The organism is Sphingobacterium thalpophilum (assembly GCF_901482695.1).
GTDB classification, from domain to species: Bacteria; Bacteroidota; Bacteroidia; order Sphingobacteriales; family Sphingobacteriaceae; genus Sphingobacterium; species Sphingobacterium thalpophilum.
Map to the genome: position 1 here is coordinate 4,986,614 of NZ_LR590484.1, position 26,744 is coordinate 5,013,357.

The 26,744-nt window shown below is 47.1% G+C and carries 22 protein-coding genes and 1 pseudogene; 13 read left to right on the forward strand and 10 right to left on the reverse strand.

The genetic code is table 11. The features are described 5' to 3' along the window. Positions 1–16: 16 nt before the first annotated feature. Positions 17–1,252: a TlpA family protein disulfide reductase gene (locus tag FGL37_RS20950; RefSeq protein ID WP_138097010.1), complete on the forward strand. Its 1,236-nt coding sequence runs from the start codon at positions 17–19 to the stop codon at positions 1,250–1,252. A gap of 57 nt (positions 1,253–1,309) precedes the next feature. On the opposite strand, the gene FGL37_RS20955 is transcribed toward FGL37_RS20950, so the two are convergent. The 3 genes from FGL37_RS20955 to FGL37_RS20965 form a co-directional block, all read right to left on the reverse strand. Beyond that, on the reverse strand, positions 1,310–1,531 hold the full coding sequence (locus FGL37_RS20955; protein ID WP_028070416.1) for a hypothetical protein: 222 nt from the start codon (positions 1,529–1,531) through the stop codon (positions 1,310–1,312). A 284-nt stretch (positions 1,532–1,815) separates the two neighbouring features. Further along, positions 1,816–2,355: a cyclic nucleotide-binding domain-containing protein gene (locus FGL37_RS20960; RefSeq protein WP_028070415.1), complete on the reverse strand. Its 540-nt coding sequence runs from the start codon at positions 2,353–2,355 to the stop codon at positions 1,816–1,818. Between the two features lie 10 nt (positions 2,356–2,365). Then, complete coding sequence (locus FGL37_RS20965; RefSeq protein ID WP_028070414.1) at positions 2,366–2,740, reverse strand: hypothetical protein; 375 nt, start codon at positions 2,738–2,740, stop codon at positions 2,366–2,368. Between the two features lie 320 nt (positions 2,741–3,060). On the opposite strand from FGL37_RS20965, the gene FGL37_RS20970 reads away from it, so the two are divergent. Then, positions 3,061–3,921 (forward strand): hypothetical protein, encoded by an 861-nt coding sequence (locus tag FGL37_RS20970; protein ID WP_028070413.1) that lies wholly within the window; start codon positions 3,061–3,063, stop codon positions 3,919–3,921. A 63-nt stretch (positions 3,922–3,984) separates the two neighbouring features. Here the strand turns inward: FGL37_RS20970 and FGL37_RS20975 are convergent, their stop codons facing one another. Next, positions 3,985–4,185, reverse strand: coding sequence for a hypothetical protein (locus FGL37_RS20975; RefSeq protein ID WP_028070412.1), 201 nt, complete (start codon positions 4,183–4,185; stop codon positions 3,985–3,987). 385 nt (positions 4,186–4,570) lie between these two features. On the opposite strand from FGL37_RS20975, the gene FGL37_RS20980 reads away from it, so the two are divergent. The 4 genes from FGL37_RS20980 (at position 4,571) to FGL37_RS25445 (ending at position 6,195) form a co-directional block, all read left to right on the forward strand. Beyond that, a complete protein-coding gene (locus FGL37_RS20980; RefSeq protein WP_028070411.1) occupies positions 4,571–5,332 on the forward strand; it encodes a hypothetical protein in 762 nt (253 codons plus the stop codon). A 3-nt stretch (positions 5,333–5,335) separates the two neighbouring features. After that, on the forward strand, positions 5,336–5,740 hold the full coding sequence (locus tag FGL37_RS20985; RefSeq protein ID WP_232048753.1) for a DUF5675 family protein: 405 nt from the start codon (positions 5,336–5,338) through the stop codon (positions 5,738–5,740). 70 nt (positions 5,741–5,810) lie between these two features. Then, the gene (locus FGL37_RS20990) at positions 5,811–6,035 is read left to right on the forward strand and encodes a hypothetical protein (RefSeq protein ID WP_138097012.1); all 225 of its coding nucleotides are present in this window, start codon (positions 5,811–5,813) and stop codon (positions 6,033–6,035) included. Next, positions 6,022–6,195 carry a hypothetical protein gene (locus FGL37_RS25445; protein WP_171019314.1) on the forward strand — a complete coding sequence of 58 codons (174 nt, stop codon included), beginning with the start codon at positions 6,022–6,024 and terminating at the stop codon, positions 6,193–6,195. Before FGL37_RS20990 ends, FGL37_RS25445 begins: the two co-directional genes overlap by 14 nt. Positions 6,196–6,385: 190 nt before the next feature. Here the strand turns inward: FGL37_RS25445 and FGL37_RS26190 are convergent. Further along, a pseudogene (locus FGL37_RS26190) lies at positions 6,386–7,382 on the reverse strand (aldo/keto reductase). A gap of 69 nt (positions 7,383–7,451) precedes the next feature. Between FGL37_RS26190 and FGL37_RS21000 the strand changes: the two are divergent. After that, positions 7,452–7,799, forward strand: coding sequence for a winged helix-turn-helix transcriptional regulator (locus tag FGL37_RS21000; RefSeq protein ID WP_028070408.1), 348 nt, complete (start codon positions 7,452–7,454; stop codon positions 7,797–7,799). A gap of 109 nt (positions 7,800–7,908) precedes the next feature. Here FGL37_RS21000 and FGL37_RS21005 read toward each other — a convergent pair whose 3' ends face one another. Beyond that, positions 7,909–8,604, reverse strand: coding sequence for a response regulator transcription factor (locus FGL37_RS21005; protein WP_028070407.1), 696 nt, complete (start codon positions 8,602–8,604; stop codon positions 7,909–7,911). Positions 8,605–8,622: 18 nt separating this feature from the next. Next, positions 8,623–10,194: a sensor histidine kinase gene (locus tag FGL37_RS21010; RefSeq protein WP_051606987.1), complete on the reverse strand. Its 1,572-nt coding sequence runs from the start codon at positions 10,192–10,194 to the stop codon at positions 8,623–8,625. A 180-nt stretch (positions 10,195–10,374) separates the two neighbouring features. Here FGL37_RS21010 and FGL37_RS21015 point away from each other — a divergent pair, with 180 nt between their 5' ends. After that, positions 10,375–11,220 (forward strand): GLPGLI family protein, encoded by an 846-nt coding sequence (locus FGL37_RS21015; protein WP_051606985.1) that lies wholly within the window; start codon positions 10,375–10,377, stop codon positions 11,218–11,220. A gap of 8 nt (positions 11,221–11,228) precedes the next feature. Then, positions 11,229–13,856: a TonB-dependent receptor gene (locus tag FGL37_RS21020; protein WP_138097014.1), complete on the forward strand. Its 2,628-nt coding sequence runs from the start codon at positions 11,229–11,231 to the stop codon at positions 13,854–13,856. Positions 13,857–14,038: 182 nt separating this feature from the next. Here FGL37_RS21020 and FGL37_RS21025 read toward each other — a convergent pair whose 3' ends face one another. Next, positions 14,039–16,405 (reverse strand): GAF domain-containing protein, encoded by a 2,367-nt coding sequence (locus FGL37_RS21025; RefSeq protein WP_028070405.1) that lies wholly within the window; start codon positions 16,403–16,405, stop codon positions 14,039–14,041. A 224-nt stretch (positions 16,406–16,629) separates the two neighbouring features. Here FGL37_RS21025 and FGL37_RS21030 point away from each other — a divergent pair, with 224 nt between their 5' ends. The 4 genes from FGL37_RS21030 (at position 16,630) to FGL37_RS21045 (ending at position 24,928) form a co-directional block, all read left to right on the forward strand. Further along, positions 16,630–17,529: an Rpn family recombination-promoting nuclease/putative transposase gene (locus FGL37_RS21030; protein WP_197734496.1), complete on the forward strand. Its 900-nt coding sequence runs from the start codon at positions 16,630–16,632 to the stop codon at positions 17,527–17,529. Positions 17,530–17,747: 218 nt separating this feature from the next. Next, the gene (locus FGL37_RS25995; RefSeq protein ID WP_160169499.1) at positions 17,748–20,066 is read left to right on the forward strand and encodes a TonB-dependent receptor; all 2,319 of its coding nucleotides are present in this window, start codon (positions 17,748–17,750) and stop codon (positions 20,064–20,066) included. Between the two features lie 218 nt (positions 20,067–20,284). Continuing rightward, positions 20,285–23,278 carry a SusC/RagA family TonB-linked outer membrane protein gene (locus tag FGL37_RS21040; protein WP_081817896.1) on the forward strand — a complete coding sequence of 998 codons (2,994 nt, stop codon included), beginning with the start codon at positions 20,285–20,287 and terminating at the stop codon, positions 23,276–23,278. A gap of 12 nt (positions 23,279–23,290) precedes the next feature. Next, on the forward strand, positions 23,291–24,928 hold the full coding sequence (locus FGL37_RS21045) for a RagB/SusD family nutrient uptake outer membrane protein (RefSeq protein WP_028070401.1): 1,638 nt from the start codon (positions 23,291–23,293) through the stop codon (positions 24,926–24,928). Positions 24,929–24,961: 33 nt separating this feature from the next. Here FGL37_RS21045 and FGL37_RS21050 read toward each other — a convergent pair whose 3' ends face one another. Continuing rightward, positions 24,962–25,681, reverse strand: a complete 720-nt coding sequence (locus FGL37_RS21050) for a LytR/AlgR family response regulator transcription factor (protein WP_028070400.1) — start codon at positions 25,679–25,681, stop codon at positions 24,962–24,964. Position 25,682: 1 nt separating this feature from the next. After that, entirely contained in the window at positions 25,683–26,687 is a 1,005-nt protein-coding gene (locus tag FGL37_RS21055; protein ID WP_028070399.1) for a sensor histidine kinase, read from the reverse strand. Between the last annotated feature and the right edge of the window lie 57 nt (positions 26,688–26,744).

Consider the following 26,744-nt stretch of genomic DNA (forward strand, 5'->3'; position numbering starts at 1 on the left):
AACAAATAAAATGAAAATGAATAAATTGATATTTAGCTTTTTATATGTAATCATTTCAATTAGCTGTTTAGCTCAGATCAAAGTAGATCGGAGTAGAGAATTGAAGATCGGCAATGCCTTTAAGTTGAGTAAAGTAGTAGAAGTATTAAACGACAAGGAAGCCGAATTTGACTTTGACAATTATAAAGAAGATCTACTCATCCTTGATTTTTTTGACACCTTTTGCTCGTCCTGCATAGCCAATATGCCAAAGGTGGTCTCATTACAAAAGGAGTATGCAAAAAAAGTAAAGCTGATACAGGTAACCTGGCAGGATAAAAAGACGATCCAAAATTTTTTCCGTACCAATAAGTTCCTTAAAGAGCATAAGGCATACCCGACTACCATCGTTTCAGATACCATTTTGCATCAGTTATTTCCACATCAATCGTCGCCACATGTAGTGTGGATTTACCGAGGAAATGTCATTGCCATCACGGCTGCGGATGTGCTCAATAGCAAGAATATAAAGGATCTTTTGTCTAACGGAGCTATAAATTTGCCTCGTAAAGATGATTACCTACCCCTAGAAAGTAAAGACGGTAGAACAACCAATAATATCGCATTTAGCAAAGTTTCATCGTTTAACTCCGGCCTCAAACAGAGTGGGTTTACATATCAATTGGATACTGTAAAGCAGAAATATCACACATCCTTCAATAATTTGCCTTTATTCAACATCTATCTTTCCCTACTAGGGAGAATTGCCAAAAAAGACTTTCTAATCACCAATGACAGGGTGGAATGGAAGGTCAAGGACAAAACGCTTTACAATTATGGCTCGGAGGAGAAGGAACCGTCCAGATGGATAGCGAAAAATGCGATATGTTATGAGCGTATCGATAAAATCAAGCGCACCGAGCGGGAACAGGCAAAGGTTGTTTACAATGATCTGAACAATTTTTTTGGTCTGAATGTGTACTACGGCACAGCGAAAAGGAAATGTTTGGTGTTAAAGAAGGTGCCAATAAGCAATGCCACAAAGGCAAATATAGAGAAGCGTCAGAATTTGGAAGGGACATCTGTGCTGGCGTTTATAGTCGACTATACAAAGCAGTACCCGCCAGTCATAGATGAAGTGAAAAGTAAGGATAATATTGCTGTCGGGGAATTCAAAAATATAGCAGAATTAAATCAGCAGTTGTCTACTTATGGTTTAAAACTCATACCCGATGAACGTGAGATTGATGTTGTTGTCTTTGAAGAAATCTAAAATGAAACAAGGGGATATTAAATCCCCTTGCTCTATTAAACCCTAAATTGATAACGATTAGGGTTTTAGCAATACATTACTGGATGGAGTACGGTCATTTAATGCAACGATCATCTCATTCTTCAATGCGTCTGTCAGTTGCGGCTGACCGGATGCGTTAGCTGTAGTTTGGATAGCACAGATGCTATCATTTCCCGTACAGCTTGGCGGTGTACTTCCAACGTCGGTGTAATGTGCTGGATTCGTAGGGTTTGTCCCTGTAAAGCTAAACCAAGCCATAATTACTTTTCGTTTTTGGTGTTCACAATTAGATTTACAATTCAGTACGCTGCAGTCATACCGGCCCCCATATTAGTTACCTTTGAAAGTAACTGACGGTCTGGTGGGGTACCCCTTTTGCCAGACCGTTTTTTAACCCTTGAACTTACGTCTCCCAAAGATGTTTTTCAACTGGTCTTAACTATGTTCCTTTTCTTACCACTAAGTTCGAAAGAGATTGAGCTCGTTGGATTTATATAGTCAAAGACCTTAACGCAAAAATTAATAAAGGCGGCTATGAATTTTCACAGTTGCAATTGGCTAAAGTAACTCACGTTCATATGGAGATAGTTCGCGAGATCCTTGTTTTGGATTCGATTATACGACTTGCCCAAGCGCTCCAGCAGCACAGCCTTTCGCTCGGCGGCAGGCAGGAGCATCAACTCAATACGCTGCTGCCGCTTCCTGGCCCAATCGAACAGAAGCTCCCGATAGGGAGATATCAACTGTTTGTGCCGCGACAATAGATTGTCGATATCGCCTGCACGGATCACAAATAACACACAGGGTTCGATACTTACCAAGCTGTAATGCCCATAATCCGAAGGAAATACGCCGAAATCGCCCTCCAGTATAAAGTGGGCAATGTCGCCATTCTCTTGATTTTCCTTTTTGAGAATTCCCGAATACAGATAAAAATGATCTCGCTCCTGGAGCGATAGATAATGATCTTTCTGGATTCTTTTGACGAATACATGGGATAGTAACTGCTGCTGTATCTCTGGCAATAGAGACACATGCTGTACAATCTTGTTGATCAGCTTCGCTGTCGGCTCTCTATCCATGGCATCTGTTTTAGCTGATAAAATAGTCCACGCTTCCGGAGATCTGATCCTCCTGATCCGGCTGGGAGGTAACCTCCACATTTTCTTCACGGCGGATAAATTTTGAACTTCGTAAAGCTAGATCTCCCTTGGTAAGGGTGACGCCCAGACGGTGTCTGAAACAGTAGGCGAGAACACGACCATTCTGAACGGCAAACTCACTACCCAAGGCGTACATGTAACTTACTTGTTCCGGCCTGAGTTCAAAGTTGGAACTCATCCAGCTGTACAAATCGCTTTCGACAGCAATGGCTTCTGACTCAATCTGGGCATCGGACTGACCATACAAATCGGATATTTTCCCGTCCACGCCTGCCGACGTTAATGGATACTTTTTTGTTACCATAGTTTAGTTTTTTAAAATGTTTAGAAAATTGCGGATGATTTAATATTTCCAAATCTATAGAATACATGGACCCGAGGAAAACCGGAAATTCCGATTTTGAGAAATCGGGGCAATTTTTGAGAAATTAGGACATCTTTTTCCAATAACCCCACAGCAAGGTGTAGCTATTAGTATATAAAAATTACATATATACTTAAATTATTGCGTAATAATCGCGCGATATGTGTTTAACATTAATTATTTATACGTATATTGGACGTTTATCGAGACGCTGCCTAATGCGTCACCTATAATTTCTAATATTTTTTAAAGAATTTTCTATGCATCGGTTGTACAAACGACGGAAAGCTATTTATAATTTTGGCAGAATTACGGTCTCTTTTATTGGCTCTTATATCTTACTGGCCTACGGTGAGCCGGAGGGCTTCTTCGAAATATTTAGTGAGCCCGGCTTCCGCTTCCAGCTTGCCGTCAACACGTTCGGATTTTTCGCGCTGTCCGTATTCATCGGCTGGATTATGGCTTGGAAGAGACCCATGATTTCAAAGCTCAAATATGGCACCAAGTCCTGGTTATTGCTGATTTTAAAAGGAATACTGATCCCGTCACTGGTAGTGATAGGCCTTTCATATGCATATTTCGTTTTATTCAGAACGCCATTTAACTTCTATAATTACCTTAAAGTGATCTTCCCGATTTCGCTGCTCATGATCCTTGTTTTCGCTGGGTTTGAGCTCGCCTTTTTCGGAATCTATTATAGCACGGTCCTGGCCCGGAATGCCACACTTCAAAAGTACAGACGAAATGAACTGAATTTCAACGGCAACCTTTCTGATGATACGGACCTCTTCGGCAGGTTTTATCTTATTGAATTGGATGATCGGCGGGTAATGGGCACGGATAGCGAGGGTGAAAAACACAGGCTGTCTTATACAGCACTAAAAGAGGTCAAAAAACTCTTGCTTCATGATGACCGCTTTTTTTCGACGGGTGGGTGGATAGTCCAGTTTCGCGGTATTGAAAGCTATGAAAAAGATCAGACCAGCAGAACGCTCCGGCTATACTTGAAGGAGCCGTGTAAGGGATATTTAAAGATCAATAAAAATGATCGGAAAAGATTTTTGACCTGGTATGAACTCGCTCAGAAACCCCACATGCAGCATATACGCGTTGTCGGATAGGCCCAGCATTAGAGAAAGGAACATAGTATTGGACCGGTTAACGTATGGCAGATAACGACCCGATCAGTTTCTAAGACATTGCTGCCGGACGATTTCTACATCAATTCCCGTATAGGCCGAAAATTCTTCCACGGTGATGTACTGATTTAGGTCTTTGCCATAAGCATCTTTAATAGTTCTCAGGATGCGTACAGCCTGCTTGTAGCTCTTTCCCAAAAGAATACTCACATCTTTTGCATAAATGCATACGCGTTGATTGCTCATAATTGTTATTTTATTTATTTGTTAAAAAAAGTGGTTTATAATCAGCCGTTATTCGCGGTCCAGGGGACCATTACCAAAGCTCTGATATGGCACTATCAAAGCACATTTCGCTAGGTACGTTAATAGTACTATGATAGTGCTATATCTGTGCTTAACATGTGCTACATCTGTGCTGCTGTATGCAGGCTAGCTACCGCTTAGGCAATTGCTGGTTTATTCATCGTTTTTTATTAATCTAAAATTACAGAACATTATGTTATATGTAAAAGGGACATATGACCCCATTTGACCCCAAATGGATACAGTTGGCCCCATACGAGGCCATTTAAGACAGCGCTCCGGGTTCGCCATTGCACCTTTGTACTGTAATCCAAGATTTTATATCATGGCAAGACAAGTTAGTTTAGTAAAGTTTGAAGGCAAGATCGGGGATCTATCCTTCTACAAAGACAAGCGCGGTTATCAGGCTCGTATGAAAGGCGGACCGACCAAAGAACAGATCAACTCTGATCCGCGATTCCAGCGCACCAAGGAAAACGGTGTGGAGTTTGGCCGTGCGGCAAATGCCGCCAAGGGCCTTCGCAAGCAGCTGCGGGAGCTGCTCAATCAAGGTGCAGACGCGCAGTTTCCTAACCGTCTGACTGGACGTATGAACCGCATCCTGCGGGCGGATGAGGTCAATGGCAGGGGCGACCGTCAGGTACTGGTGGAAAATCTCGGACAGCTGGTCGGGTTGGAGTGCAACCTCAAATCACAGCTCTCGGAAGTGTTTTTCGTCAAATCCCGTCCCGTTTATGACCGAGCCAGCGGTACTGGGTCACTTGAACTACCTGAAATGATCGCTAAAAACCAGATCAAGGTACTCAGTGGCGCCACTCATGTGCAGGTGCAGCTGGTGGCTGCTGAGTTCGATGCGCAAAATCTGGAGGCCGAGGGTCTTTCCGTAAGCCGGTCCAGCTATCTGGACATCGCCAAGAGTGACTCATCTCCGGCGGAAAGTCTTACGCTACAGCTGCAGCCGCAACCGGATAGTGCCGTGCTGATTTTAATGGGGATCAGCTATTTCCAGTTTGTCAACGGTGGTTACTATCCCCTGGCAAATGGATTGTTCAATGCATTGACCTTCGTCCAGGTGAACCAGCCCTAGTGTATGAAAATGAGACACACCCTCAAGCTCCTCCGGAAATATGGAGCTGAGGGCACCAACGGGACGGTCACCTACAACGGGGAGCATATCTGCCATACCATCGAACTGCCGGACCGCAACAACATGCCGCGGATCAGCTGTATCCCACCCGGACAGTACAAGCTGGAAAAATGCAGGTATAGGCGCCACGGTGAACAGATCGGCATTCCCAATGTGATTGGACGGGAGGCCATATTGATCCATGCTGCCAACGATGCCAAAAAGGAACTGCTCGGCTGCATTGCCCCAGTCACCTCACTGACCGGTGAGGGGCAGGGCATCGGAAGCCGGCAGGCTCTGGCCAAGCTGAAAGCACTGGTCTATTGTCTCTGGGATATGGGGGATGAAGTGTATCTGAGTATCCGGTAAACCTTCAGGAGGACATGAAGCTGCTGCATTCGTTGTCCTCCTGTATTTCACTAGCTGAAAACTGATGATCATGAGAAAAATTGTAAACAAGATCGGACGGGTGCTGCAGATCGTGCTGGCAGCGCCGGTCAAACTGCCCGGCAAGCTGGGCAACGTATTAAAATATCTGGCCGTGGGACTGGGTATAGCGGAAACCGTTCTGGATAACGAGGAGCGGCCAGCCGCAGCGGAGCAGGGTACGGACCCAAATGCCAAGCTGTCCGGGGAAAGGAGTGAAGGCGATGAAGATGAATGATATCCGCATCTCCACGCTCGGCGGCACCATATGCTCCATCTGGGCGAGCATTTCCCTTGGGGATGTCGCGCAGACCGCACTCATGGCTGCGCTGGGTACCTTGGTCAGCTTTGCTACAAGCAAACTGCTGAGCCTGTGGAAACCAAAAGGACGCAAGTAAGGCTGCCTTAGGCCACAAAAAAGGGAAGCATCGTAGGTGGTGCTTCCTTTTATGGCTTTGACGGGCTCTTCGGGCATATGGTGTGAATGCCACCAGTTTAGCACCGCAGCCATGTTGATTTGTATATCCTGGCCTCGCTATGACGCTGGAATACTTCTTTCGTATTTGTATTAGATTCAATCTTTCAAAATCAACCACGTACCGTATTCAGCAGATCGTGCGGATACCCGAGGCTAATGGAGCTTAAAGCATCCAGTTTGGTCAGCTCATCGGCTGTCAAATTAATTTCAGCAGCTTTAATACTTTGCTCAAATTGATTGATATGGCGTGCTCCCAGTAAGGGGAATGCCTCTTTTGATAAATTCCATGCAAACGCAATCTGACCGGGAGTTGCTTCATATTTTTCCGCGATTGATAGCAGTTCATCAATGATCAGTTTGGTTTTCTCGTCTTCAGCATATCCAGCGTCAGAAGAATGACTGATGCGCCCGGCTTCTCCCATTCTATATTTTTCGGTCAGCAGTCCGCCAGCCAGCGGCGAGTACATCATCACACCAAGACCATATTCCTTTGCCATCGGGATGTTCACGGTCTGCGGTACGCTGCAATAAATTATATTCAATCTGTAAAGCAGTGAGTTTTGTTGCTGATGCAATGGCCGACGCTTTCCATGCTGGGAAATTCGTCAGTCCCGCATACAGTATTTTTCCTTCTCTGACCAGATCTTGTAGCCCCAAGGCTATTTCTTCCAATGGAGTTACACCATCATCATAATGAGGCATATAAATATCTATGTAGTCCGTCTTCAGCCTTTTTAGACTCTGTTCAACGGCTTGCCGCATGGATTTACGGTTATTCCCAAAATTACTGATTGCAGGGCTGGGATCGCTGCTTCGGGTATATTTCGAGCAGATGATAAAATTGCTTCGCTGTCCCTGTAAAAAGTTACCTACGATTTCCTCTGCCTCTCCAAATTGATAGACATCCGATATATCGATAAAATTACCACCTGCTTCTGCATATGCTGTTAAAATTTTTTTTGATTCTTCGGCATCGGCTCCGTAGCCTTTTCTTGTTCCAAAGTTGGCAGCTCCTAAAATTATTTCACTGGCATGCAGTCCTGTTTTTGATCCAAATAACTTGTATTTCATCTTTTTATATTTACTTTGTAGCAAAGTTAAGGGCATAAAGTAACCGTATCAATTACGGATAAATTTATCTATACCCACTTTATACCTTCGGAAAATATAGCAGCTATGTACGAAAAAAAGCTTCCGGTCAATTTAGATTGTGGTTTACATCTGTTTTTACAGGTGGTTCAGGGAAAATGGAAAATAAATCTGCTTTGGGCCATCCATTCAGGTATCAAGCGTCCGGGTGAGCTGCAGCGGAAAATTCCCAATGCAACCCGCCGTGTACTTGATGCGCAGCTTGGCCAATTGACTGAACATGGATTAATCAAGAAAACCGACTTTGATCAGCTTCCGCGGAAAGTAGAATATGAACTGACTGAGCTGGGTGAAAGCCTTATGCCGGTCATCGAGGTAACGGCCCAATGGGGCGAGGATCACAGGAATGAATTGGAACAGTTTTTTAAAGCCTAATCATAACCTGTCAATGCAATAATTGCTCATGTTGCTGAGCTGGTAATCAGCAACAGCGGTGCATCCGGGTAATGCACCGCTGTTGTATCGCTTACTCACCTAGGCGCGTCTATGTATTGACAACCAGCTTAAAACCTTTACCGCGAATATTAACGATCTTAATGGCTGGATCGGCTTCCAGAAATTTGCGCAGTTTACTGATAAAAACATCCATGCTACGGCTATTAAAATAACTGTCATCTCCCCAGACATAATCCAGGGCGACCTTACGGTCGAGTACAGCATCGCGGTGGTCGATCAGCAATTTTAACAGCTGGGCTTCTTTGTAGGAAAGCAGCTGCTGCCGGTCGCCGAGGCTCAGATGAAGGTTTTTGAAGCTAAACCGGAATTTGCCGAGTGTATATTCGCCATCGCGTGTACCTGATGGTTTCGTCAGGGACTGTCTGTTCAGCAGGGCGCGCATCCGGATGATCAGCTCTTCCATACTGAACGGTTTTTTGATGTAGTCATTGGCTCCGGCTTCGAAGCCGGTCGCCAGGTCCTGAATGGCGGACTTGGCCGTCAGAAAGATAATGGGCACCTCACTGCTGAGCCCACGTACTTCCTGCGCCAGTGTAAAGCCATCTTTGTAAGGCATCATGACATCAAATATACAGATATCGGGCCGCGCGACACAAAACGAAGAATAGGCTTTGAGCCCGTCCACAGCCCAGACGACCTCAAAGTCACGGAGCTCCAGCGCTTCTTTGATCAGTTTGCCCATCATGGGTTCATCTTCAGCCAATAGTACTTTTATTTTATTCATACAGTCGATAACATTCAATTAAGATTTAACCGGAATATGCAGGATAAACGTGGTCCCTTTGCCGACCTGGCTCTCCACCCGGATCGTGCCTCCATGTAGCTCCACGATTTTTTTTACGTACGATAAACCCAGCCCAAATCCTTTTGTCGCATGCACATTGCCCTTGGGCACACGGAAGAACTGATCAAATACGCGGTCAACATAGTCCTTGGGAATGCCGATACCATTGTCGGAAAAGGAGAGGCGCAGGTACTCTTTTTGCAGGCTGACATCCACGCGGATATCGGGGGCCTGATCGCTGTACTTCAGACTATTGTCGAGCAGATTGTACAGGATGTTTTCCAGATGGGCCTTGTCCACATCGACCGATGGAAAATCATTGGCAATCGTCAGGGACAATGTGCCCTGCGCGTCCTCGAGTTTGGACCGTGTCTGCCGGCGGAAATCATCGAGGATCAGTCTGAAATCTGTGGGCTCTTTTTGCAGCATATAGGGATTGTCCTGCGCCAGCCGAAGTACGGTCTCGATCATGGATGATACGCGCTTCAGTTCGGCTCCGCAGATCTGCAGATATTCATCCAGCTTCTGGGGATTGTCTTTGATCCCGAATTTGCTCATGAGCTCCACCGCCAGGCTCGCCGTTGCGATGGGGGTCTTGAATTCATGGGTCATATTCGAGATAAAATCATTCTTGATCTCGGTCATCTGCTTCTCGCGGTTGAAGGAATTGATCAGGGCAAGTGCCGTATAAAAAAGCATGCCCAAAATAAGCAGGGACACAAATAGCAACCATTTCATGCCTTCTAAACTATTCAGCACGTCTGGTTCGACCGTAATCTCTGCCAGATAGGCGGGACTGATGGCGCTCCGCACCTGCAGGTACTGCCCGACGGAGTCCAATGGCTTTTTTAAGCTATCCTGTATGGCGCAAAAAGAGACCTTAAAGCGATTCTTCAGTTGCAATTCATCAAAATTGCTGCCGATCAGCGAGTCCAGCAGCTGGCCAATGACTAGCGTATCCACGTCGTTTTGTGTGGATTCAGTGGAATAGACCTTCACGATAGAATTGGCGAATGGCTTCTTCTGCGGGACAGTCTGAACAGGGGTATCTGGCAAATGACGGGTCGTGAACTTGATGTGCTTGGGCCGCTTGCCTGCCAGATCGGCTCTCATGATCGAATCAATCCGCTTTTTTTCCGCATTTTTCGCGCCCGCCGCAATATTCATGGTAAACTCATGGGCGATCTTTTTGGAAGGTGCCGCCACATTTTTTTTATCTATGGAGTCCGTCTTGATCTCCCGGTGGATCTGTACGTCCTTTAGCTGGTTGTTGGAGACCTGGTCTAGTATGCCACCCATCGCACGCAGGATGGAGGACTGCTCTTTGGACAGTGAGCTATCTATACCAAAATATGTCTTGAGCCGCACCACATCTATGGCATCTTTGACGGCGCTCTGGACGACCATCTTTTCCTTTTGCTGATTGATCCTGAACGCATTGGACAACCAGAATGCCTGCATGACGATCACAGCGATCGTGCTGGCAATCAACAGGGTGATAATAACGCGTGTTTTTTGATGTGTAGTCATAATTAATCCTACAATGCTAGCTAAAATCTGCGAAAAACAAAGATCTGCTAACAGTTCATAACATTACTTAACAGTAGTTAACAATCCGGGCTTCGATTAACAGTAATTAACAAAGCCAGTGGAGCGCGACCTACCGTTCCATTCTACTTTTGGTGCATTGACATCCTAAAAGTAATAAAAATGAACACAACAAAATTTTCGATGGCCGTGATTATCGGTCTGCTGCTCTTAGGCCAGCAGCTGTTGGCGCAAAACAACCAGGTGAATATGTTTATCAAATACGATTTTGAACATATCGCCGACAGCAGTAAAAGAACAGAACCCATTACGCGTTCGGTATACCTGTACATCGCTGATGAGAATTCCTATTACGCCATGGCACCTATGGAAAAAAGCCAGCCACAGGGCGCTTTCCACATGAGTATGGATGCCGTTGACCAATCTGATGCACTGGTCAATCTCTATACGCCTTTTGCTGCTGGCGAGGCACCCTGTCTGGTCGCCATGCTGGGCCGCCTGTATAAAGTACAGCCCAATAAAGGCTATAAAATCGACTGGACGATCACCGACGAAAAGAAGGATATCGGCGGCTATACCTGCCACAAGGCCACCGGCCAATTCGGCGGCCGCAACTATGTGGCCTGGTTTACGGAAGAAATCCCATTTCCGGTAGGACCGTGGAAGCTTCATGGCTTACCGGGTGCGATTCTCGAAGCGGCAGATTCTACCAATGAGGTGCGCTTTCGCTATGCGGGACTCGACAAGGTGACGGACCGGATAACCCTGATGGACATCGATAAATTGCCGGAGCTCCCGTACGAAAAATACCGGAAGGCACTTGAAAACAGCAAATCGAATAAGCTGGGCGCCATGATGGCTCAAATGCCCCCGGGCGCTGTTGTCAAATTCAAGACCCAGGATGGCAGGGAAATCTCCCGGGAGCAGGCCGAAGCGCTGATGAAGGAGAAAGGGAAAGACAAACAGCAATTTCAGCTGAATAACCCTGTCGAACGTACTATTAATTAAGGATCCGGATGAAAAGTTTCTTATGTAGCTTATGTCTGACCATGGGCCCCGCGGTGTTATTTGCCCAGGAGCAAATCGCGGGAACCATCAGCAGCAGCAAACAGGCCGTACCTTATGCCACCATTGTCATCGGCTATGCCAACAGCAGCCTCCAGACGGTCCGGAGCAATAGCAAAGGGGAGTATGTGTTCAATCTGACCAAAGAAGATAGGGCAAAGGTTCAGTGGATCGAGGTCAGCCATATTTCATACGAAAAAATCCGTAAGGAGTATAAGGATATTGGCCAAAGAATGGACTTTGAGCTGGTCAGAAAGTCCATTCAGCTCGCGGATGTCACGGTCAAGAGCAAACCGCTGGCTGTGCGCCGTGCCGGTGATACCACCCGCTACGCGGTGAATAACTTTGCTTCGCCCGAAGATCGGAACATCGGGGATGTGCTGCGCCGTATGCCCGGCATAGAGGTGGACGACAATGGCGTCATCAAACATAATGGCAAGACCGTCAGCCGCATGTACGTGGACGGCGACAACGTGTTTCAGAATGGCTATGGTGTCGGCACCAGGACCATACAGCCCAAGGCGGTAAAGTCTGTGGACCTCATACAGAATCATGAGCATAAAAAGGTGAAACAGGGCGTAAGCAATTCGGAAGATGTGGCTTTGAACCTGGTCCTCAATGAAGACGCCAGAATGATCTGGTCGGGTGAAGCCACACTGGGACTGGCGGCTCCGGCCGATGCTTTTGTCAATGGGAATGCCATGAGCTTTAAAAAGAAATATAAGACGCTGAATACCCTGCAATACAATTCAATCGGTGAGGGCATCGACAATGATGTCGAACCGATCAGTTCATTCAACCTCGCCGAGCCGATCGTTGCTGCAACGCCCTCTGTGCCAAAGAACAAATACTACGACAACCGATCTCTGGCCCTTAATGTCAATCAATTTTATAAATCGTCGGAGCGCTGGACAGCCAGTCTGAATGGCAACCTATGGGCCGACCGTGAGCGGCGCAGTAGCGGTGGGACGCAGAGATACCTGCTGGCCGATGGCAATCAGGTCACTTACACCAATACGTACCATACGACCAGGAAGCCCCTTTTTGGCCGCGGAAGCTTCACCCTGGAGGGCAACGATAACAGGTTTTACTTTAAAAACAGCCTCAGCTATAAAGCCGAAAACCAAAATCATCATACCTGGCTGCTGGACGATGCCACTCGCTATGATCAGTGGGGCCGGGACCGGCTGAGCTTTATCTCAGAATCCATGGAATACACGCCGCAGCTAAAGAACAAGGATCTGCTGACTTTCAACCTCGATGTGGCGCGCAAATGGCATCGGGACCGGCTGGAAGTACTGCCCGGTGTGATGGCTGACTACCTGAATCAATCGCAGCCTTACGATGCCGTCCGCCAGTCCATTACGCTGCCGCAGACCAACGGCAATATTCAGGTCGCTTACACACGCAACAGGTCGAGCTTGAAGCGGACATACTTCGCGGGCCTGCGTTACCTCAACAAAGAGCTGGGCTCGGTATTGAACCTGGTCAAAGATGGGAGTGTATACGCACATGAAAATTTTCCGGATAATGATTTGCTGTGGAGACAAGCTCAGGCCTCTGCGGGCATAAAGCTGGACTGGAAAAATAAAGATTTTATATTTTCCGGAAACTTCCCACTGACCGCGAATAGATGGAATATAGAGGACCGCCAAGCGGATGAAACAAGCTTGACCAAAAAATTGCTGTTTACACCAGCTGTTTCCCTGCAGGCTTTCTTACCAAACCGGGACAATTTCCTGCTGACGCTACGTTTCAACCGGGAAAATTCGGATCTGGACCAGCTCTATCCAAACCCGATACTGAGTAATTTTAGGGAAATCAAAAGTTTCGATGTACCGCTGTATTTCACTTCAAGTCAGTCTTATATCCTCCGCTATGCTCTGGAGCGGCCGATCAGCTTATTGTATGTCAATGTAACGGCCTCGCATCTGAAAACGAAAACCGATTATCTGCTGGGACAGGACGTGACACCACAGGGAATCATCAGCAAATTGATCCCTCAGGCCAATCAAACCAGCAGTAATGCCTTGACGCTGGGCGTCTCCAAATCTTTTTTGAAAGAAGGTGTTTTTCTGGGCTTTAACGGGGGGATCAATCAAAACAAATACCAGCAATTGTTGAATGAGCAATTGGTGTCTGCAACAAGCATGGCGCTGAACGTAAGCCCGAGGCTCGAATACAAGGGCATCTCGCATACGACATTGTCCTATCAGTACGCTTATAGCAGGCTGCTGAATAAACTGAAAGGTCAGCACGAGCAACAGTCCAGCGAGTTTATCTCACAAACACATAGCCTGAGCGCACTGTATATGGTGGGTACCTATTTATTTGTAAAAGGTACATGGAATTATGGAAGTTACCGAAGCAGCGCGCTTGATCCGTTTGCCAACGGCTTCCTGGACGCCTCAATCCGCTACCAGCCCCTCAAAAGTAAACATAGCCTCGAGCTGAATGTGAACAATATCCTCAATAAGAGACTGTACTCGAGCTATAGTATCAGTGCAAATCTGGAAAACCGCCAGGCCATTCCATTGCGGGGCTTCCAGTCCGTGTTAAAATATAGCTTCTTGTTTTGATGTTTTTACCGGAGCATCACCGGGATGAAGGGCAAACGCAGGCCAGCAAGAAAGCTTAATTATTGCAAACGAACACGGCTTTGGTTTGTTCATAATCGACAGAATTTCGTTTCTGCTGATTGACGGAATGGTCGGGTATCGCGGTGCCCGGCCTCCGTTTTTCTAAGGGCTTCCACTTGATTCTATACATTCTGTATGCGGGCCTGCTGATCCGGCTGCTGGCTGGCCAGCGGGAACTTAAATTGCACGCGGAGTGCTTTAAGTCCGATGAGCCCCTGTAGATCTTCTACCTCAAACTTCTCGATCTCACCTTCGAATAATCCCTTGTGCTGCAGCAGGTTGATATAACCCATATATTCCGCTTCTTCATGCAGATGAGAATAGACGATGACCAGTTTTCCCTTCTGCGTGATGCGCTCGGCCGAACCTTTTATCTTGGCTTTGTCGATACGTTTTTTCGCAATCTCATAGCGGACATTGTAAGAACCGTCGATATCAAACTGTTTTTCATCCATTTTAAAACGGATGGAAATCGGATTGCCGAAAACAAGGATCAGGGAGGTCACCTCCAGCTGGTGCGGCAGCTCAGGCTGTAGCTTTCTGAACTGTTCTTCCATCTCACACATCACCTGCAGCTGCCACAAACGCAGATTTTTTAGATAGTAGACATCAAAATTGCGGTCCGGAGCGATCGATGCACCGATATACATATTGTGCTCGATGCCATCTGTTTTAAAACGCTCGTAATAATGGGGGAAATACTCCTGTGCTTCGTGCTGTTTCTCGTCAAGAATGGTCACCAGCTTTTTGTTGATCAGCGTGATCGAGTTGTCGTAGTCCTGTCTCGCTTCGTAAAAACCGCCGATAGCGGCATTTATCCGGTCAAAATAGCTGTTGATCGCGTTGGTGATCAGGCTGTCTTTATTGTTCTTTCTAAAGTTTTCGAGTATGGGATGGATATCGGCATGAAAATAATCCAGCATGACCTGCTCCGTATCGGTCGACAGCGACTGCTGAAGGTTCTCCAGATGCCGTTCGAGGTCAAAGACTTTCTGTTCAAACAGAGGTAGCTTGTGGACCTGGTTGATCTGTGTAAATACTGCGATCAGATCGCTGGTCTGTTGGATCAGGTCCTGCTTGATGGCCTGATTTCTGGATTCTGACGAACCCTGCACATCGATCTGCCCATACAGGGGATATACGTTCTCAAACACGATTTCCTGGAGCGTATAGTCTTTTCCAAAGGCCTTGTCGTTGAGGTAGTGGATGGCTTCCTCCTGAAACCTCCATTTAACACTGGGGTGAATCGAGGTATATTCCTTCTGTATGATCGCTTCGATCTTGTTTTCTGTTTCGAAAAATGCTTTGGACACCTTGTCCTTGATAAAAGGCAGGATAAAGTTGAGCTTATTGGCGTTCACCGAATTGAGTTCGCGCACTCTGGAAGAGGACATTTCCAGCAGGCCCAGCACCTTGTCATCCTGAACCAAGGGCACAAAGATAAAACTCTTCACATTCTGCTGCTTGAGCTTGCGGATAAAGCAGGCCTGCTTGGGATCTGCGAGGGGCATCTTATCGATATCCGGCACCACCAGCATCTCCTGTTTGGTCAGCATGTTCTCCAACGTGTCATTGCAGAGCATCTCTTCACATTCTGCAATCGTCGAATTGTACAGCAGGTGGCTGTATAGCTGTTTTTCAACGAGTCTCAGATTAAACTCTTCCCTGACTTTCTCGAAGGAGGTGAGCCCGATCCGCAGGTCGTCGATTTTGTAAATTGATCTGAATATCGCTTCAATTTCGTCCATCTGGATCGTGCTCTCTTCGCGGAGCAAATTGCTCTTGAAGGTCGATACGGCATTTTCAATCGTCGCATCGAAGAGGGTCATGATGGAAAAGCCCTTCAGGATCCAGCTCTGCTCCGGAAATTTGGACTTCCAAAGGCTGATATCCGAAAAGTTGTCGATGAGCTCGATAATGTCTTCTTCCGACAGTTCCACGGCGCGCTCGGTCGGGACGATATCCAGAAAATCGGCGTTGAACAAGACACGGTAATGATGCATGATGTTGTTCTTGTCCGGGATATCCAGAAACAGGGGCGCTTCCATCGCATCAACCTTAAATCCATAGTAATGGCTTATGATCACACAGCAGTTCAGAATGTAATAGTAGTCTGCGGAGAGATCCCTGAAACTAAACTGGTAATGATCTCCGGCATCTTCCAGAATTTTTTCCAGCCGTTCGGTATGATTGAAGGTATACAGATGAAACGGGATGGTGATGGCTTTTATCTCGTTTTTCGTCAGTGAGTGCGGAAATAAATCAGCGACCAGAACCTTAATGATGGGTTCGTAGCGGTGCAGATCTTCCGTCTTCTCGATCCCATTGATCAGCTCGGGATATTTCTTGATTTCCTCCAGCAGCGACCGCGCATAGCTGGCCTGAAAATCCACTTCGGATAGTGCTGTCTCCTCAAATGACTTCATGATCCTGTGAAAGGAAATCAGTGTCTTGAAGGGACTGGAATCGAATGAGAAGTTAAATTGCATAATGCGTGTTACTGACTAAATTAGATTGTTATTGGAAGCCGTACAAAAATAGGAATTTATTGGCTATTGAACAGCTACTTTTTAACAAATGACATTAGGTTTAATATAAGCGTCGACCCTCACCGATATTGAAGTACACATCAATATAATTATTTATACTAAAAATATTAGTATTTTGTATTAATTTTTCTTATATTTGAACATGAACTGATTATAACCAAGTAATGGCAAAATTGATACATCGAACAGATGACTTATTGTGGAAATCTATTTTAGAACATACTTTCATACATTTCCTTCGTTTTTTCTTTGTTGGAGCTGATGAAATCTTCGATCTAACCAAACGGTTTGATTATCTCGACAAAGAGTTCGAGAGTTTATTCCCGCCCGAGCCAAATGGCAAAGGGGTCCGGTTTGTGGATAAGCTGGTGAAGGTTTATCTAAAAGACGGACGTGAAAAATTTGTACTATGCCACATCGAGGTACAGTCCCGAAAGGGGAAGGGAGATCTCGCCGAACGCATGTTCCGATATTTTTACAAAATATTTGACAAATATCAAGTCCCCATTACAGCAATTGCTATCCTGGCAGATGACAATTGCAATTATAGACCATCCCTCTATGTACAGGAATTTATGGGGACACAGATGAGCTACACTTTCAATTGTTACAAAATTCTGGATCAAGATGAATCTGAGTTGCGGGCAAATCAAAATCCTTTTGCAGTAGTAGTGCTTACTGCATTGTTGGCCATATTAAACAAGAAGCTAAGCGACGATCAACTAAAAGATATTAAACACGATCTATATAATGAAATGATAAACAGGGACATGGACAGAAAGACACGTAAAGGAATTTATGACTTCCTGATGTACTATGTGCGTTTTGAAGATCAGGTTAATTTAACTATATTTGAACAGGAACTAAAGACAAAATCTGGGAGGAACATTGTTATGGGCACCAACGAGTATTTATTGGACAAAGCAAAAAAAGAAGGTAAAATAGAAGGTAAGCGTGAAGAAGCGATTGCGATTGCTTTGGAATTTAAAAAAATGGGATTGCCGTTAGAAGACATTGCTAAGGGCACAGGGCTTACTGTTGAAGAAATCGAGAAGTTGAAATAACAAAGTTTTCGTATAACATAAGAGGCGGCTGAAAGTAAAAATTCAGCCGCTTTCTATTTTTAGCCATAAATAGCCACGGCCAGATGTTTTTTTATTGACTTGTATTTAGATTTATTCAAAATAATAATATCTTTGGCCCCGTTATTATTTTGAATTTAAAACTGACACCATAACTGTCTACCAGACCTCGACAAGCAATGAAAGCTAATCCAAACAGCATGGCTAAAATAACTGCCGCTTTATTATGTTGTTCCATTTCCTTACCCGTATCAGCAGCAGGCGGGCTAATGACCGGCAATAGACCATTTCACCTGTCTATCGACAAGGCCCAGCAAAAGGGTGTGATAACCGGTCAGGTGGTGGATGCCCAGGGCGCCCCCTTAGCCAACGTGCATGTACAGCTGCACGGAGCAAAGAGTACCAAGTCGGATAAAAATGGTTTTTTCCGGTTATCGGATATCAATTATGGGAAATACCGCCTTACGTTGAGCTCAGTGGGCTTCGCAAATGTCGCCCTCGATCTTGAACTGCTGGAGGAACAGCACCTGCTCGAGACCATTACACTGACAGCTGCCGAGCATAGTCTGGATGAGGTTGTTGTCACAGCAAGCAGACTGGCAGAACATATCGACGAGGTGCCATCGTCCATTACCTATATTGGCGGTAATACGCTGGATCAGCAACGGCAGATCAATGATAACCTGCCATCGATCTTGATGCAGAAAGTGCCGAGTATATCGCCCAGTGAGGAAAGCCAGAATAACTTTATCGCCAAAATCCGGGGACGCAACTTTCTGGTATTGATCGATGGGATCCCGCAGTCCACGCCACTGCGCAATGGTGGCCGTGACCTAAGGACGATAGACGCCAGTGCCATAGACCACATCGAGGTGATCAATGGTGCCACGGCAATGTATGGCAACGGGGCAGCGGGCGGTGTGATCAACTATATTACCAAAAAACCGCAAAAAGGGAAGAAACTAAGCTCATCCACTTACCTCAACAATTCGTTGAGCCTTGTCAAACCGGACGAAACCTATGGCTATAATATCGCTCAGCTCTTCTCGGGTGAAGTCAATAAATGGGACTACGTCGTACAGGGCAAAATCGGCCGCTCTGGCGTAGTGCGGAGTGCCGATGCAGCGGTAGTCAGCCCTTTTTACGGGCTCGGTGAAACAAAGTCCTACAATGCCCTGGCTAAAATAGGCTATCAGATTGCTCCCGATCATCGTGTCGAGTTTATGGGCAACTATTATCGTAGCCTGCAGGACAGCAAATATGTGGGTACCACCGGTAAATTTGGTGAATCGCCGGCCATTGGCATTCCTTCGGATACTGTTATCAACGGCGGAACGCCGTACAACAAAGCACTTCACCTCAAGTATGACGGCCAATATGGCAAGACCGCGGCAAACCTGAGCCTGTACTACGAGGATATGAATACGGTCTTCGAAACGTATAACCAGAATTATTCGGACCATAAAGGTGCACGGCTCAATTTCAATACGCCTTTTCAGCTGAGCGGCTCCTCCACACTGTCGCTGATCTATGGGGTAGACCTGCTGAAGGACCATACCGTGCAGAAGACACTGAAAGACGAACTGGTCACGCCGGATATGAATATGAATAATCTGGCCCTCTACCTGCAGGGTAAATTGAATCTGGCTGCCGACTGGATTCTGAAAGGTGGGGTCCGCTACGAGAATATCCGCTTTAAAGTCGGTGATCTGACCAAAAACGGAAAGCTGACGCAGGGGGAGAAAAATAACTCAGACGCTTTTGTATTCAACCTGGCGACACGGTACAACAAATACAGCTACGCCCAGCCTTTTGCCTCCTTCTCACAGGGCTATTCCATAGGAGACGTCGGCCTGATCCTGCGCAATGGGGTTCCGCTGAGCCAGCTCGACCCCAAGCCGGTCGTGGTCAACAACTTCGAACTGGGCATCAACGGTAAACTGTCCATATGGGACTATCAGCTGACCGGTTATTACAGTACTTCCAAGAAAGGGACGACTTTTGCCGAAACTTCCAAGCCCGGCGTCTACGAACTGAGCCAGGTGCCTCAGCGTATTTACGGTCTGGAGTTTGTCGGAAATGTAAGACCCCTGCAATGGCTGTCCCTCGGCACGGTACTGGGCTATATGGATGGCCGCCAGGACCTGAAAAATGAGGGTTCCTACAAAGATAAACTGGACAACTCGATCATTTCACCGTTCAAAATCAATCTGAACGTGGATGTCAAACTCACCGACCAATGGAATGTATATTTACAGTACCTGCATCTCGGCGGAAGGGATGTGTTTCCTGTGGAGGCTTACAACTATGGAAAGTACCCGATATCAGGGTACAACCTGGTGGATTTTCAGACACGGTACAGGTATCAGAAATTCACGTTCTCCTTTTCGGTCAACAACCTGTTCAACGCCGATTATTACCCTGTGCATGCCGAAGTACGTGGCGCTACCAACGAAGGCCGCTATTACATCAAGGGTACGGGCACCATGGCAAACCTGGGGATACAGTTTGACCTATAGCTCCTCCCAACTGATGAAATACAGAAAGCTGCCCCGCACCTTGGATGTTCGGGGCAGCTTTTCTTTTATAGCCTCCACACGGGGCTACGGAACGGGGCTACCGGCAACGTTTGCGTAAATAAGTTTAGCAGTTTGCATTTTAAATTTCTAATTTCAGTTTATGCAAGCGGTTGCATCCAACCGAAAAGGGAAAACAATTTTTAAACTTTATAAACCTTATGATACCAAAGATTGAATGGGAAAGCAGTATCCTAAAAACTGCTGCTCTGAGTGTCATGTTTGTATTGTCCGCTCCTTATGTGAGGGCGCAGGAACAAAATGTAAACGGTACAGTAAAAGACGCGCAGGGAAAGCCTGTGTCGGGAGCGACGATCCGTGCTGTCGGTAACAGCAGCTTATCAACATCTTCCGATGCCAATGGAAATTTTTCGATTAAAATACCCGCCACGGTCACACAGTTGTCCATCACTTATCTGGGGGCTGACGCCCAGCAGGTGACCATCGTACCGGGCAAGCCTCTTTCGGTCGTCCTGCAGTCAAACGACGCAACGCTGGATGAGGTGGTGGTCGTCGGCTACGGTACGGTCAAAAAACGTGACCTGACAGGTTCGGTGGTCTCTGTCAAAGGGGATGAGATTGCCAAGGTGCCTTCGGCCAATATGCTGGAGTCGGTACAGGGCAAGGTGTCGGGTATGGATGTGACACGCAGCAGTGGCTCGGCATCCTCGGGTGTCAATATCACCATCCGCGGCAACCGGTCCATCACGGCACAAAATGGTCCACTATACATTGTTGACGGAATCCAGTACAGCAATATCCAGGATATCAACCCCAATGATGTCGAATCGATGGAAGTACTCAAAGACGCTTCTTCTACGGCGATCTACGGCTCCCGGGGAGCCAATGGGGTCATTATCATCACCACCAAAAAGGGAAAAACCGGTGCTGCACAGATTGCGTTCAATGCCTACGCCGGTGTGTCTAAAGTGGCCCGCTATCCCGAAGTCATGAACCTCGACCAATGGGTGAAACTTCGACGCGAGGCTTATCGTACCACGGGTAAATGGAACGACGTATCTAACGATGCGGCTATTTTCAATACTGCCGAGCTCGAGGCTATCAAAAACAACGAGTACACCAACTATTTTGATCACTTGGTCAAAGAGGGCTTCCAACAGAATTATCAGGTCGGCATCAACGCGGGGACGGAAAAAACAAAGGTCTACTTCTCCGGAGATTTCCTGAATGAACGGGGGATCTTCGAACAGGATAAATCCAACCGTTTTGGGGGCCGGCTCAACATAGACCAGGAACTGGGCACGTACTTCAGGGCTGGAATGCAGTCGCAGGTGACGCACTACAAAATTCAGGCGGCACGCGACCCGCTCAATCAGGCCAATAAGATCAGCCCCCTCGGCAAAATCTACAACGACGACGGCAGCCTGATCCTCTATCCGCTCAACGGATCGGCCATCAATCCGCTGGCTGACCTCGAACCTAACGCCTATGATGCGCAGAATCTTGTGACCCGCACCTTGATCAATGGCTATCTCGAACTGAAACCATGGAAAGGATTTTCGGGCAAGTCGACCATCGGGGTGACCCTCAATAATAACCGCGAGGGGACCTTTGCGGGGATGTATACCATCGACCGCAATGGATCGGCATCGAAAGCCACCTATAGTACGGAAAATAGCCATCTGATCAACTGGGAAAATGTATTGTCCTATCAGAACTCCTTTGGTGACCACAACCTGAACATTACGGCTGTCAACAGTATCCTGTGGAATCGCTCGGACCGTATCGACGCCTCGGGTGAGGGCCTGCTCCTCGATAGACAGCTTTTCTATGCTCTGGGCAATGCCTCCAAAAATCTGGCGACGACGACGGCATACAGCATGAACAATCTGCTCTCGTTTGCCGGCCGTGTCAACTACAGCTACAAAGGTAGGTACCTGCTGACAGCCACCGGCCGTTCTGATGGTTCGTCCATATTGGCAAAGGGCAGCCAATGGGCTTTCTTCCCGTCCATTGCTGCAGGTTGGCGCATTGTCGATGAGTCCTTTATGAAAAACCAGAGCGTATTTAGCGAACTCAAGGCCAGACTGAGCTGGGGTCGGGCAGGCAACTACGCGGTGTCGCCATACTCAACACAAAACGACCTCAGCCGTGTGGCTTTTGCCTACGACGATGATTCGGCAACAGGCTATACTTTTTCACCGCAGATCGGCAACACCAACCTGGGCTGGGAGATCACAGCGACGACCAATGCGGGACTCGACTTTGGGATACTTAATGGACGCGTTACAGGTACCCTGGATTACTATGACTCCAGAACATCGAAATTGCTGCTCGAGCGGGGCCTGCCGCCTTCGACAGGCGTAAGCAATGTGATCCAGAACATTGGAAAAACCCGGAATCGCGGTTTCGAAATAACCGTAAATGCAGCTATTCTGAAAGACAGCAACTTGAAGTGGAATACCTCAATCTCCTATACACGTAATAAAGAGGAGATTGTCGAGCTGGTTACCAGTTCGGATGATATCGGAAACGGCTGGTTTATCGGTTATCCCACGGAGGTATTCTACGATTACGACAAACTGGGTATCTGGCAGCTGGGGCAGGAGGAGGAAGCTGCCAAGTTCAACCAGACACCGGGTGATATCCGCGTGCGCGACGTCAACGGCGACGGGATTATCGATTCAAAGAATGACCGCGTGATCATCGGTACTCCACGGCCAAAATGGTTCGGTTCATGGGACAACACATTTAGCTATAAAGGATTTGACCTCAACGTATTGCTTTTTGTCCGCTGGGGACAGACCATACAGCCCAACTTCCTGCGCCGCTACGATCCGCAGGGTCTGGGTCAGAGTGCGGCCATCATAGACTACTGGACGCCGGAGAATCCGACCAACGCCTATCCGCGGCCCAACTCTGGGCTCTCACTGGCGAGCACACTGTACTCCAGCTCGCTGGGTTATGTGGACGGGTCTTACCTGCGCATCCGGAATATATCACTGGGCTACAATTTTCCGCAGTCGGTACTGAAGGATGGCTTTATCAAAAAATTAAGGGTATATGGTACGGCCAGGAACCCATTTACCTGGACCAAATCGGACCTGCTCAATTCGTATGATCCGGAAAGGGGTGGATCGGAAAACTTCCCGATGACCAAATTATTTGTTTTCGGTGTGAATGTTGGATTTTAATTGCTACAAAAAATGAAAAGAACTATCAAAAATATTGTCATGGCTTCAGTGGTGGCGCTGGCATCAGCAGGCTGTTCAAAGATTCTGGACGAATACAACCCCAGCGGCCTGACCGCCGAAACGGTCTTCACCACGCCCGAGGGCTTCGAGACCCTGGTCAATGCGGCGTATTCGTATCAGCGCTGGTGGTATGGTAAGGAGGAGGGGTACAGCATGTCTGAAATGGGAACCGATCTTTGGATGGGCGGTGCCGGCGACACCTTTCCCGACCTGATGAGATATTCCAACCTGCAGGGCAGCAACGATGCGCTGAAGGCAGAGTGGAAAGCATTGTATTCAGCTGTAAATGTCTGCAATGCAGGTGTCGGCCGCATTGACGCTGCTGGTTTTGACTCCACCACCAAGGCGATCCGACTGGCCGAACTACGTTTCCTGCGTGCTTTTTACTATTGGCATATCCTGCAGACCTGGGGCGGCGTGCACCTGACCACCACCGAAACCGTGGGCATCCTCACAACGGCTAATAAAACGGCGCCCGAAGAGTTTTACGCCCTGATTGAATCGGACCTGCTCGCAGCGATCAAGGATCTACCGAATACAAGCGAAGATTATGGCCGCGTGACCAATCCCGCTGCCCGCGCTTTTTTGTCGCGCGTATACCTGTCGGAAGGGAAATATAAAGAGGCCAACGACTATGCATTGTCGGTCATCAAAGGCAACTACGGTTTTGAACTGCTCAAAAACTATGCAGATCTCTGGAATATGGCCAATCTGAAAAATAAAGAAGTGGTCTACGCCGTCAATTATTCAACCAATTTGGTCCTCAACGATAAATTGAACGAAATTTCAAATCCACTGGGTCACAACCGCGGCAGCAACAACGGCCACCTGTTATTTTTAATGAAGTATGATACAGAAACAGGCATGGTACGTGACCTGGCCAACGGCCGCCCGTTCAACCGCTATATGCCGACCCGTTTTCTGCTGGACCTGTACCCCGAAGGCGACAGCCGCTATGCGGCATCTTTTAAGGAGGTGTTTTATGCGAATAATCCCAAGACCACTTCGGTCATCAAGTTGGGAGATACTGCAGTGTATGCCACCCGACGTGCTATTGGCAATGTGAACAAACCGTATAAGATCTACGACAGAAACTACATATATGCAAGTGACGGTAAAGTCAATGATCAGATGCGTTACCCGACTTTAAGCAAGTTTCTGGATCCTACACGGCCCTCGTCCGATGAGGCCCAGAGTGCGCGGGACGTCTTCGTGATCCGTTTTGCCGAGCTCTATTTAAATGCTGCGGAGGCACAGCTGCGGCTGGGCAATCTTGACTCGGCGGCACATTGGGTCAATATCATCCGCGCGCGTGCCGCGCAGCCCGGCTCGGAGGAAAAAATGAAAGTGAGCGCCAGTCAGATGACTCTTGATTTCATCCTCGACGAAAGAGCCCGGGAGTTTGCCGGCGAGCAGATCCGCTGGTTTGACCTCAAACGTACGGGAAAACTGGTCGAAAGGGTAAGGGCTCACAATCCGGATATCGCCAAAAATATTCAGGATTTCCATAAGGTGAGACCTATTCCGCAGGACCAGCTGGATGCCATCACCAACAAGGACGAATTTACGCAAAACCAAGGTTATCAATAAACCAATGAAAGCGCCCCAGGCCGGGGCGCTTTTTTAGCGCCTTAAATCCCAACGCCGGAAAAAGTCCTTCTTAAACGCAGGTCCGATGGGAAAGAAGTCATCCCTGATCCGAACTGAATTTTTTTCCACATACGCAATATGTTCCAAAGACACAATGTACGATTTATGGATCCTGCAAAATCTGTGTGCCGGCAAAAGGGCCGTCAGATCCTTCAGGTTCATGTACGTGACGATTACCCCCGTCGTTGTACTAATACTGATGTAGTTATCCAGTCCTTTCACATAAAGAATATCCACCAGCTGAACTTTATGGTATTTTTGTTTGGCGTCTCCCTTGATCAGTACATGGTCTTTTGAAGCGGCTGTATTTTGCTGCAACTCCACCTGTACCTGCTGCTTAAATTTACCGATCGCTTTCTGGAAACGCGCAAAGATGATGGGTTTTAACAAGAAATCAGTGATATCATTTTCGTAACCCTCAAAGGCATACTTCGGGTAGGCCGTGGTAAAGATAAACCGCGCTCTGCTTCGGCTCAGTTTCAGGAATTGAAGCCCGCTCATATCGGGCATCTGTATATCGAGAAAAACCAGATCAATGTTGCATTCAGTCAATAAACGAAGCGCTTCAAACACATCTGATCCTGCATAGACCAACTTAAACTCCGGAAAATGTGCAAGGTGGTTTTCCAGTATCCGGATAGCAAAAGCCTGGTCATCGACGATCAGGCAATTGAGACGCTGTGGCTGTTCCATTCTATAAAGACAATTGAAGGTAAACTGAAAAACGCTCGTCCGTACAGACCGTCCGCAGCACATGTTTGTCGGGATAGAGAATTTCGAGCCGGCGCTGTACATTGACCAGGCCGATTCCATTGCCCGGATCTTTCCGCTTTGGCTGGATATGGTTTTCCACCTCCAGGGTTAGGTCCTTGTCGGTCGATCTGACCGCTATTATTAATGGCAGTGCGGGGTCGTCGACCACACCATGCTTAAATGCATTTTCAATAAAGGCAATGAGGATCAAAGTGGGTAGCATCACGCTGTCATCCTCGAGTTCTTTGTGCAGGCAGTAGTGCAGGCCTTTGTCAAACTGCGTGGATTGCAGATCAATATAGTCCTGTATAAATTCGATCTCTTCCCGCAGCGGGACCATCTGGACGTCCGACTTGGTCAGGGTATACCTCATGGTCCCTGCCAATTTTGCAACCGTACCCGAAAGCCGTTCGGAAAGGGGCAGAGAAACAGCATACATATAGTTGAGCACGTTGTACAGAAAATGCGGATTGATCTGCGATTTTAACAGGTTTAATTCGGCCTCCTGTACGGCCTGCCGAAGCTCGCTGTTGCGCTTTTCCACCGCAATGGTTTTAAAAACCAAGAAGGTAATAAAACCGATGAAGAAGCCGGGAAGTGAATAGTAAAAGTTATCATAGACAAAAAACAGGGCATTGAAAGGCTCGCTCTTTGGAAAGCCCAGACGGACAAAGATAATCTCCTCGACAATGTAGCGGATCAGCACACAGATCAGGTTAAGGCCGATGATCTGAAAAGAGATCAATCCCCATCGCTTTGCTTCCCAGTTTTTTGGAAAGATGGAGGTGGCCGTCAACAAAATGATGATCAGCAGAATGATCTGGGACTGGATGATCAGCGCGACACCAAAGGAAGAGGCTTTATTGAATATTATGGCGCCGAATAACAGATAAATGGACGATAAAAACCAGATCAATAGGATCACCTCATAGATTTTTCGATTCATATGAATGTATATACTTTAACGGCCATTTTTATACCGTTAGCCTGCTGAATTAATTTT